Source organism: Coxiella endosymbiont of Ornithodoros amblus (assembly GCF_019425495.1).
Taxonomy (GTDB): Bacteria; Pseudomonadota; Gammaproteobacteria; order Coxiellales; family Coxiellaceae; genus Coxiella.
In genome coordinates, this window is sequence record NZ_VFIV01000042.1 from 1 (window position 1) to 10,117 (window position 10,117).

The window sequence follows — 10,117 nt, forward strand, 5'->3', positions numbered from 1 at the left end:
TATTTTTACCTCAATCCCTTAAGTTGACACCGTAATCAGGGATTTGGCGCACACGGGCGCGCGCGGTCCCCATGAAGATGCGCCTGAACTTCCCTTTCGGAATGACGATGAAGCCTAAAATTGAAATCGTTAGGGTCTGTTTACATTCGCTAAACTAAACCAGAATTCATTGATTTTCGAACAGCGCAGCGTACATAGAAGTACATCGATGAAGTATGGCCAGCCTAGTAGAATTGTAAATAGATTTATTCGTATTCAAAGACTTTTACTACCTTTTCCACGCCTGAAATGCGCCGTGCGACCTCAGCGGCCATGGCAGCTTGTCGAGGACTGGCAATGCCCATTAAATAGACAATTTTATTTTCGGTGACGACTTTGAGATTAGAAGAACTTAATCCCGGTTTCCCCAACATGGCTGTGCGAACTTTCGTCGTAATCCAAGAATCATTGGCGCGTTGTATGGCTGATGCAGGTATCGCGATGGTGATTTCATTATGAATACGCCGGACATAAGGGGCCTTTGTAGTAATCTGATAAGCCCGATCGTATAACGTTACCGTTTTTGCTTGACCTACTAACAACGCTATGTTGTTGAACACGGAAACAGAAATATGAGATTGACCTTTTAACCGCGGGTCACGATCGATCTCTGCTTGGATGACAGCGCGAGCATTATGATCTTGATTCATGGTTTTATAACTGCGCTGATCATAGACAACGGCACCACCCAGCGTAGCCCCGGCTGCGCCGGCAAGGAGAACGGCGGGAACGCAACCCATTAAAGGAAAAGTTAACAACAGCAAAGCGACCAATTTCTTCATCAGTGATCCTCAGAGCTTGGGATTAATTTCCGATCGATAATATCACATAAGCAATGAATAATAAGAGCGTGAGTCTCTTGAATACGAGCGGTGGATTCTGCAGGCACGCGAATTTCAATATCGTCGGTACCCAATAAGGTGACTAATTCTCCTCCATCTCGGCCAGTCAGCGCCACAACATTCATACCTCTCATATGAGCGGCGGTGATTGCCTGAAGAATATTTTTTGAATGCCCGCTGGTGCTGATGGCTAATAAAATATCTCCGGTGGATGCTAAGGCTACGATTTGCTTTGAAAAAACTTCGGCATAGCTATAATCGTTAGCGATTGCCGTCACCGTAGACGAGTCAGTGGTTAATGCCAGAGCAGGGAAACTGGGCCGTTCTGTTTCAAAACGATTAAGCATTTCGGATGAAAAATGTTGTGCATCAGCAGCGGAGCCCCCATTCCCACAACTTAATATTTTACGCTCGTTGAGTAGACATTGAGCCATCAGTTCCCCCGCTTGGACGATGGGATCGAGCAATAGCTCGATTGCTGCAGTTTTAGTTTTGATACTTTCTTCGAAATTATACTTAATGCATTGGAACAAATTCATAAGGTTTATTTAGTATTATACCTCAATAGCGTTTTATCCACGTGATTTGCTGATCCACCATAATGCCAACGATCTCAAAACGACAGGAAATTTTATCAAGGAGTCGATGTTTTTTTAAGTAATGAAGTACGGTTCTTATGAGCCACCGTTGCTTTGAAGGAGTGAGCGTGGTAAGAGGGTGAATTAAATCAGAAAAACGACGGTAACGTACTTCGACAAAAACTAACATCGATTGATGAGACATTATCAAACTAATTTCACCCTGTTTATAACGGAAATTTAATGATAAACGACAACCCTTGTTTTTGTAAATATCGACGAGCTGTTTTTTCAGCGTTAAAACGAATTTTTTTGGTTAAGGAAAAACATATGACTAAGTTAGCATGGGGTAGAAGATGTGATAATAGGGGTTTTCACATCAGCGCATTATTTGAAGGCCCTTTAGGGGAGGATGAGTTCGTTATATTCATCATTCACTTTGCAATTGTCCATTGATGATTTTAGCCCACAACAACTGCCGATAAATGCGTTGCGTTTGCAGTAAATACAAAGTGCCCGCCGCTCCGTTCATTCCATACTGTGGAATTGAAGTTAATTTAGGTAGCTCAAATAACATATTGTAGGCATCAACGCCAAGCGCATACAATCGAGTATTGTGTTTGAAAGAATGAGGCCATAAAGCGCGGATGCGTTCGCGTGTTTGCTGAAGGGAAGGTGATAATTGTTCCGGTGTTAAAACCAAAGGTATGTCGCTAAATTGAACGCCCTCGATATCGTCGCTGCGGCGTGAATTGGGTGAATAACCTGATGAAGTGGCGCATATGGGAATATCACCGGCATAGTAGAAGCGGAGTAAAGGGACAATTTGACGGACTTGATTGGCATTAGCGACAAGAAAAATAGCGTCAAAGTCCTTTCGCCGTCGCGGAATAAAGCGCATTTTTTCCTGCAATAAGCGTCTCAGTTGATGTTCGCGTTGTTCTGATTTATCGATATTCAGCAATCGACGAATCTCGTCGTTCAAATCGCGTTATTTTCATAAACCAATTGGGCCGTCGTTTGTACGCCCAATGATGCCTATTGTGTTTGAAATGCTTTGGCAATGGAACTTCCCCATTCACCACTCGGTGTGATTACGATCGCTCGGTTGTGTTGATCGTTTCGCATTTTTATAGCGGCTGCGGTGGTTTCATCAATGGGAGATAAACTGAATTGAAACAAATTGCTGGCGTTGGAATGAGAAACTAAGGTATTTAAGGCCAATGTTGGAATAGTAATTTCGTGCGAATTAATGAGCGTAGCTAAATTGTTTTTAATCAGCGGACCGACGATAATAGTCGCACCTTGTTGGATGGCATCTTGGTAAACATTATTAATGTTTTTTCCGCCGGTATTGAGGACAATGAGGGTAGAGACGGGGCATCTTTGTTTTGCTTGATAATACGCCGCCAAAAAACCGTTGCGAATGGCGCCGGCTTGTTTGGCAAACATTCCTTCCAGCGGTAAGAGAAAGGCAATGCGCTGCTCAGACACCGTGGAAGGATTTTCAAAGGCTCTGAAGACTTGATTATTAGCTGCGCCAGGATAGTTGGGGGGGGGGTGCAGCTTGTCAGTAATCCCAAACATGCCGCAAGCAGAATCGTATAATCGAAGGATATTTTTTGCCACATGGTTAAGGTTTAACGTAGAGTGTTAAAGTGTCAAGCAAGGGGGAGACCTGTTGACTTAGTATCATTACTCACAAAGTCACAGCGATTTCCATTTTAAACTTCGTGATCCGCACAGAAGTCCAGGCGGGTTAATGTGGTGGGTTCTCGACTGCGCGGAGACGACGAGGATTTTTGAAATTTAGGCTAAATAGGAAAAAATAATCTAGAATCGGAAGATTATAATAAGGTTTTGTTGTTAATCGTCATTTATATAAAACGGCTGTGACTTAATGAACAGAGGTAGTTTATACATTACTGCAACTCCTATAGGTAATCGCGAGGACATTACGTTACGCGCGATTGAAACGCTTCGCTCTGTGGATCTTATTGCAGCGGAGCATACGCGGCATAGTAAAAAATTGTTGGAGCATTACAGGATAAAAACTCCGTTGTTATCTTTACATGAGCATAATGAAGCTGTGTGTGCGACTCTTTTATGTGAAAAATTAAAACAAGGACTCAATGTTGCGCTTATTTCCGACGCGGGAACGCCGCTGATCAGTGATCCCGGTTATCGATTGGTGCATGCTGTGTGTGAAGCCGGGATCGAAGTTGTTCCTATTCCCGGAGCCTGTGCAGCCATCGCCGCTTTGGTGGCCTCTGGGTTATCGACGGATCGGTTTATTTTTGAGGGTTTTATTCCTTCAAAAGGCGGAGTGCGGCGAAGAAAATTGGAAGATTTAAAAAATCAACGCCAAACGATCATTTTTTATGAATCGGTTCACCGTATTGTAAATTTAATTGATTTATTAAATGAAATTTTTGAAAACGAGCGTCGGGCTACTATTGGACGGGAACTCACTAAGCAATTTGAAACTATTCATACTGCAACGTTAGTGGAGTTAAAAAACTGGATTAATGAAAATCCTGTTCAGCAAAAGGGAGAATTTGTGGTGATTGTGGCCGGCCAGACTGAAAAATTGACGGAAATAAACGAAGAACACCAACGGGTACTAACCCTATTGCTTTCAGAACTGTCTCTTAAACAAGCGGTTTCATTAGCAACTAAAATTAGTGGTCTTCCTCGAAAAAAACTGTACGCGTTAGCGTTAACTATTCGGCAGCATCTTCCCGATCACTGTTATTAACTTTGTGAATGAGAAATTGGTGACGGTTATTATTGACACGGTCGCGTAAATCTTTGCCCGGTTTGAAATGTGGCGTATATTTGGCTTCCGTGTAAACACGTTCTCCGGTTTTAGGATTATGTGCTTTACGTGTTGGACGATAATGGAGGGAAAAACTTCCAAAACCACGAATTTCGATACGATCGCCCTGACCAAGGGTGTTGCTCATGTATTCCAAAATGTAATTAACGCTCAGTTCAACGTCTTTCCATGACAAAGCTTTTTGCTGAATTGCAATACGATTAATAAGTTTTGATTTAACCATGCTTGCCTACTCTACCGTATAGTTTAAATGATACAATAAGTGTGCATTATACAATAGTTTATTAGAATGGGCGAGTGTGTTTCGCCTTTATGGGAAGATGTATCCTAATTTTGCGAGAGGTTTTCCGTCTAAAAAAACTTGGTTGTTGTGATAATTCAGTCTTCCAGCAGCGAACCAGGATAATATTTCAGGGTATATAACGTGCTCAAGCGCGTGGACGCGGGTTTTTAGCGTTTCTGGGGTGTCTTTGGGATTGATGGAAAGACGGACTTGGCAAATAAGAGGACCGAGATCAAGGTCTTCGGTAACATAATGGACGCTTACACCGTGTTCAGTCTCACCAGCGGCTAACGCGCGTTCGTGGGTGTTAAGACCCGTGTATTTAGGTAACAGGGAAGGGTGGATGTTGATCATCCGTCCGTTATAATGGTTGACAAATGCCTTTCCTAATTTACGCATAAAGCCGGCCAGTACGACTAGTTGGGGCTCATAGTGGTCGATCGTTTTTTGAAGTGTGCTTTCAAAATCGATGCGTGAAGGGAAGTTTTCGTGAGAAATGATGTGAGTCGGAATGACAGCTTGTTGGGCTCGTTTTAATCCATATGCATCGGCTTTATTGCTAATAGCCGCGCGTATTTCAATCGCTAAACCTTTTTGAATAGCCTCGATGATAGCCTGAAGGTTAGTCCCATTTCCAGAAATAAGAACAACAATAGGCAACGGTTCGCGATTCATGGCGTTATGGTTACACGCGGTTGCTCCTCGGATAAGGATTGAATTTCACCAAGGATCCAAGCGGTTTCTCCTAAAGCGGCTAACAGTTCCAGCGTTTTTCGTACTTCTTTTTTGTCCAGGCAGAGTAGCATTCCCACGCCCATGTTAAAGGTGCGCCACATTTCTTCTATCGGGACTTTACCCTGTTTTTGCAACCAATGAAAAATGGATGGCCGTTTCCAGCCATTTGAATCAATAACCGCTTGGGTATAAGGCGGTAATACACGAGGAACGTTTTCGATAAGACCGCCGCCCGTGATGTGGGCCAGGGCATGGAGATTAATTTTGGAAAGAAGGCGTTTAATTGTTTTGACGTAAATTCGGGTGGAGGCGAGTAACCTATCGCCGAGTGATTTGTTCTCAAAGGGCTGCGAAAGCGGTATTTTCGCCCGAGCTAAAATTTTTCTAATGAGAGAATAGCCGTTGGAATGTGGACCAGAAGAAGCTATCCCAACGAGGGCATCGCCAACGCGGACTCGACTTCTATCAATAATTTTTTCTTTTTCAACAACACCCACACAAAAGCCAGCAAGGTCATAATCCTTTTGTTTATAAAGTCCGGGCATTTCAGCCGTTTCCCCCCCGATCAACGCCACTTCAGCCAGTTCGCAACCGGCGCCGATGCCTGCCAAAATTTGTTTGGTTTGTTTTTTATTCAGATGGCCGGTAGCATAATAATCGAGAAAAAATAAGGGCTCCGCGCCGGTAGTAATGACATCATTAACGCACATCGCTACCAGATCAATACCAATGGTATTGTGGCGGTTAAGTTCAACTGCGATCTTTAATTTGGTTCCCACGCCATCAGTACCTGATACGAGAACTGGGTGTTTATAACCACGGGGTAATTCAAATAAACCGCCAAAGCCACCGACCCCACTTAACACCCCTGGCCGACGGGTGCGCTTAGCGATTGGTTTAATGGCTTCAACCAAGTCAGCCGCTTTTTCAATATCAACGCCGGCTTTGCGGTAGGAAAGAGGCGGATGTCGAGCGGAATCTGGCATGGACTGAATTATACGATTTAAAGCGAATAAAATAGAAGACAAATGAAAAGATGAAGGCGTATAATTTCAGTCACTGGAGGCTTTGCGATGGTGGCCGTTCGGAAAATATCTATTTTAACAATTGCTCTGACGTATTTCTTTCTCACTAATGAGGGAATGGCTATTGAAATCCGTGGGGTATAAACGTTGCTACTGTCGCCGTCTCTGATCAATCGCCGAAAACACTACAAACAGCATTACCTCAAGCTTTAGAGCAGGTGTCGATTCGGATGAGTGGAAACACGGGTGTGATGACGCTCCCAACGGTGCAAGATGCCGTGCCCCAAATCAGCCATTATGTTGAAAAATACAGTTACGCTACAAAAACGGATGAGACCGGAAAACAGCAGCTCCTGCTGCAAGTCGTTTTTGACACGCGGGCTGTTAAGCGGTTACTGCAAAACGCGAAGCAAGCTATTTGGAGTGCCAATCGCCCCTTGACGATGGTGTGGGTGTCTATTCCCAACGGAAAGCAATCCCAAATTTTAGAAAGCGATAGTCAAAATCCAGCACTTCAAGCGCTGAAACGAGTGGCTGCCCTCCGCGGTGTTCCTGTTATTTTCCCAGCGATGGATTTTGAAGATCAAATCAATGTCGCGCAACCGGCCTCTACTTTACCCAATAATCAAAAATTACAGGTTATTTCTCAACGCTGTGGAGTTGATAGTATTTTATCAGGTGCTGTGATTAGCGCAGAGAACGGTCAGTTTCAAGGAGAATGGCAATTGTTTTTGAATGGTGCTCCTTATGAATGGAAGACGAGCGGAGCCAATGTCGTTCAAGTAGTCAATAACGGTATCGGTCGAGCGGCCGACATGATGGCCAATCAATTTGCTACACTGGATAGTAAAGGAATGGAAAGTTTAGTCATCATGCAAGTCACTGGTGTGAAAACCCTCGACGATTACGTCCACGTCGTTTCAACTTTAAAACATTTAACGCCAGTGGCCAAAGTATCTGTCAGTGATATGAATGCCAATATGCTTTTGTTAAAAATAAAAACCATTGGTAATTTCAATGATCTAGTGAAATCGTTGAAATCCGTTTCGTATTTAGTAGCTGAAAAAACACCTACTCAGTCAGAGCTGAATGCGGCTAATTTATTTTATCGATGGAAATCGAATACGCCTCCGGAGGATTCAGAAACCCCGATAATGTTAACTCCTCCCATTCATTAACAATGATAGATCAATTACCATTACGAGTGCAGTTACGAGAAGAAACTACTTTTGCTAATTTTTACGGCGGCAACAACATCACGCTGTTAAAAGCGTTAAATGAATTATTAGAAGGTAAGGGTGAATTGTTTATTTATTTATGGGGTGAGCCAAGCGTTGGGCGCACTCATTTACTACAAGCTTGTTGCCATACGATGAATAACCGATCGTTGGAAGCAATGTATTTGCCGTTAAAAGCCCCGCAATTAGCGCCATCGATTTTGCAAGGTTTGGAGAGCAAGCCATTAATCTGTATTGATGATATTGATGCTGTACTCAGTCAGGCGGATTGGGAAGAAGCATTATTACATTTTTACAATCGCGTGCGCGAATCCCAGGTTAAATTAGTAGTTGCTGGCAATTACGTTCCTCCGCAGTTAAATTGCCAGTTAGCCGATTTACGTTCGCGGTTGTCGTGGGGGCTGATTTTTCAAGTGATCGGACTTATGGATGCTGAAAAAATAAAAGCCCTTCAAATGCGCGCTCGCGATCGAGGTTTTGAATTATCAGATGAGGTAGGTCAATTTTTATTGCGTCATTATCCCCGCGATATGTCCATATTATTCAATTTACTGGATAAATTAGATCAAGCTTCGCTAATTGCCCAACGCAAATTAACCGTTCCCTTTGTGAAAGAGGTTTTGAATATATCATTACCCACAAGCGGTAAAGATTAAAAACGTAGAGTCCGCAGACGGGGTTCAGAGCACGCGTGCGCGATTCACTAAAAGAAGCACGATGGATTCCCGGCTAAGGAATGACAAACTCAAAAATTAGAAGTACAGTTCTATCGCGCCATAGCTAAAGTCGTAAGAGAATCAGTCGAGATCGAGAGGTTCTTCATTTTTCTTCAAAAGTGGTTTTCTGGGTTGATTGAAAAGCCGCATGGCGGGTTATAGCATTGGTGCGTTTGAGTAAGTGTCACTCCTGCGGCTAAAAATGCCATTATGAGACCAACAGGAGAAGTGAGATCACCGAGCGACTCAAAGAAAGAGCTAAGCGAAGCAGCATTTCCGGTAAATGGTAATAGCAGATGCTTGTAAAAATTTCCTAAATTTGGCATAGCCTAAATAAAAAAGGCTAGTGGCATATACCGTGTCCATGCCAATTACTTTCCAAAATTGGTTGATTTTCAGATAATCCGTTCTAACCAATCGCATTAACCGCTCGCATCAACTAGATCAAGTTGGGGTTTTATAAAGATTTTGCGTTGAACCGGTGATTTCTTTACAAACATTTTCTACGTTGTACCGCGTGGCTTTCCAACTTCCCCAGATGAAAACGAGAAAACTCAGCGGAAATTTAATGCACAAACTCATCTCTGAATTAATCACGGCCAGATTGTGAGCGCTGACGAATAATAAAGTCAATCTCCACGTTAAAATCGGAAAATGTTTGAGAGCGCCCCGCATGGCTTTGCTTCCCTAAAAAAGCGTTTCGGTAATTCTTCCGGATTGAAATCGTTTCTTAGCGTCGTCTACCATAAAAGCTTGATAGCTTGAATTAACTAGCGTAGCGGTTGCTTTTATGTAATAGCCTCTAGCCAACCCAATCAAACTAAAGCCCGCAAAGGCACCTATCCGTTCTATAATAAATTTGGGAAAAACGTAATGTTTGATTACAGAAAAAAGTACCCAAAGAAAGGTTGTCAAAGATTTCAGTTGGGTAGACACTGAAAAAATGTTCTTTTGAGTGAGTTGGCATAATTGATTCGCTCTTGTTTTTTCTTTTTCGTTAGCGGGCTTGTCTATGTTTTCCAACGTTAAAAGCCCGAAAATATGTTGATAGCCATAAATAGACCATAGATGAAAGCCCATGGGCTTAAAAATACCTTCCGCCCAAAGAAAATATATCTCTTTTTAAAATTTCGATTTGGCGTATGCTCCACCCTTCGTCAAGCTTCTAAGACAGCTAAACGAGGAACATGCCGTTGGGCAATTCCTTTGTCCTGATAGTCGAATTGACCAATAGCATTTTTTACAGAGTCAGGGATTTCAGGAATAGTTTTCTCAGCGGATAATGGCGAAGTCCGTTTTTTTAGATAACACTGTGGAAACATAAGCTTGAGGAGTAATATTTTCCATACTACAGGTCATGAATCCCTGAATCTCGAATGATGACCACTCCCTTGTCCCTAAAAACGGGAATTTTTACGTCGGTATGGGCAACGGTGAAATATAAACCCTCAAGATTCCTGAGCAGTCCTGAAGGAGTAGGTATACGGGCGGCAGCGATATTGTTTTTAATTTTGCTGTAGTCTATGTTGTGTTCACGAAATATAGGTATAAGCGGCATTTCTATTCTATTTCATGTTTATAATCCTGATTGGGCAGCATCCTTCCTCCTTTTTCCAAAAAGTTGAGCATAAAAATTTATTAGCTAAATACTTAAATTAGGTGAAAATTGGGCTTCAAAAAAGAATCTCTATACATGTTATCGACGACTGCAACGATTTTGTGGCTTATTTCAGATTGATTTTCTGCAAATCGCCGCTGGATTTTTAGCGCTGCGCTTGGATCGGAGCAGGAGTGTTATCTCCTGATAGAGCGAACGAATTGG

9 protein-coding genes and 3 pseudogenes are annotated in these 10,117 nt (G+C 42.7%); 3 read left to right on the forward strand and 9 right to left on the reverse strand.

The genetic code is table 11. The features are described from left to right. Positions 1–245: 245 nt before the first annotated feature. From FIV31_RS05745 to FIV31_RS05765, 5 genes and pseudogenes are all read right to left on the reverse strand, one after another. Positions 246–821 carry a BON domain-containing protein gene (locus FIV31_RS05745; RefSeq protein ID WP_280124118.1) on the reverse strand — a complete coding sequence of 192 codons (576 nt, stop codon included), beginning with the start codon at positions 819–821 and terminating at the stop codon, positions 246–248. After that, positions 821–1,420 carry a phosphoheptose isomerase gene (locus FIV31_RS05750; RefSeq protein ID WP_280124119.1) on the reverse strand — a complete coding sequence of 200 codons (600 nt, stop codon included), beginning with the start codon at positions 1,418–1,420 and terminating at the stop codon, positions 821–823. Before FIV31_RS05750 ends, FIV31_RS05745 begins: the two co-directional genes overlap by 1 nt. 22 nt (positions 1,421–1,442) lie before the next feature. After that, positions 1,443–1,791: pseudogene (locus FIV31_RS05755) on the reverse strand (YraN family protein). 98 nt (positions 1,792–1,889) lie between these two features. Continuing rightward, a complete protein-coding gene (locus tag FIV31_RS05760) occupies positions 1,890–2,444 on the reverse strand; it encodes a penicillin-binding protein activator (protein ID WP_280124120.1) in 555 nt (184 codons plus the stop codon). Between the two features lie 53 nt (positions 2,445–2,497). Further along, positions 2,498–3,088, reverse strand: coding sequence for a penicillin-binding protein activator (locus tag FIV31_RS05765; protein ID WP_280124121.1), 591 nt, complete (start codon positions 3,086–3,088; stop codon positions 2,498–2,500). Positions 3,089–3,359: 271 nt separating this feature from the next. On the opposite strand from FIV31_RS05765, the gene rsmI reads away from it, so the two are divergent. Next, entirely contained in the window at positions 3,360–4,217 is an 858-nt protein-coding gene (gene rsmI / locus FIV31_RS05770; protein ID WP_280124122.1) for a 16S rRNA (cytidine(1402)-2'-O)-methyltransferase, read from the forward strand. Here the strand turns inward: rsmI and ihfB are convergent. From ihfB to purM, 3 genes are all read right to left on the reverse strand, one after another. Then, positions 4,183–4,521 carry an integration host factor subunit beta gene (ihfB, locus tag FIV31_RS05775; RefSeq protein ID WP_280124123.1) on the reverse strand — a complete coding sequence of 113 codons (339 nt, stop codon included), beginning with the start codon at positions 4,519–4,521 and terminating at the stop codon, positions 4,183–4,185. The genes rsmI and ihfB overlap by 35 nt on opposite strands. A gap of 87 nt (positions 4,522–4,608) precedes the next feature. Continuing rightward, positions 4,609–5,256, reverse strand: coding sequence for a phosphoribosylglycinamide formyltransferase (gene purN / locus FIV31_RS05780; RefSeq protein ID WP_280124124.1), 648 nt, complete (start codon positions 5,254–5,256; stop codon positions 4,609–4,611). Then, entirely contained in the window at positions 5,253–6,344 is a 1,092-nt protein-coding gene (gene purM, locus FIV31_RS05785) for a phosphoribosylformylglycinamidine cyclo-ligase (RefSeq protein ID WP_280124125.1), read from the reverse strand. The genes purN and purM overlap by 4 nt, the downstream gene beginning before the upstream one ends. Positions 6,345–6,389: 45 nt before the next feature. Here purM and FIV31_RS05790 point away from each other — a divergent pair. Next, a pseudogene (locus tag FIV31_RS05790) lies at positions 6,390–7,519 on the forward strand (DUF2066 domain-containing protein). 2 nt (positions 7,520–7,521) lie between these two features. Then, positions 7,522–8,235: a DnaA regulatory inactivator Hda gene (gene hda, locus FIV31_RS05795; protein WP_280124126.1), complete on the forward strand. Its 714-nt coding sequence runs from the start codon at positions 7,522–7,524 to the stop codon at positions 8,233–8,235. 141 nt (positions 8,236–8,376) lie between these two features. Here hda and FIV31_RS05800 read toward each other — a convergent pair. After that, positions 8,377–9,853, reverse strand: a pseudogene (locus tag FIV31_RS05800) (hypothetical protein). Positions 9,854–10,117 lie beyond the last annotated feature (264 nt).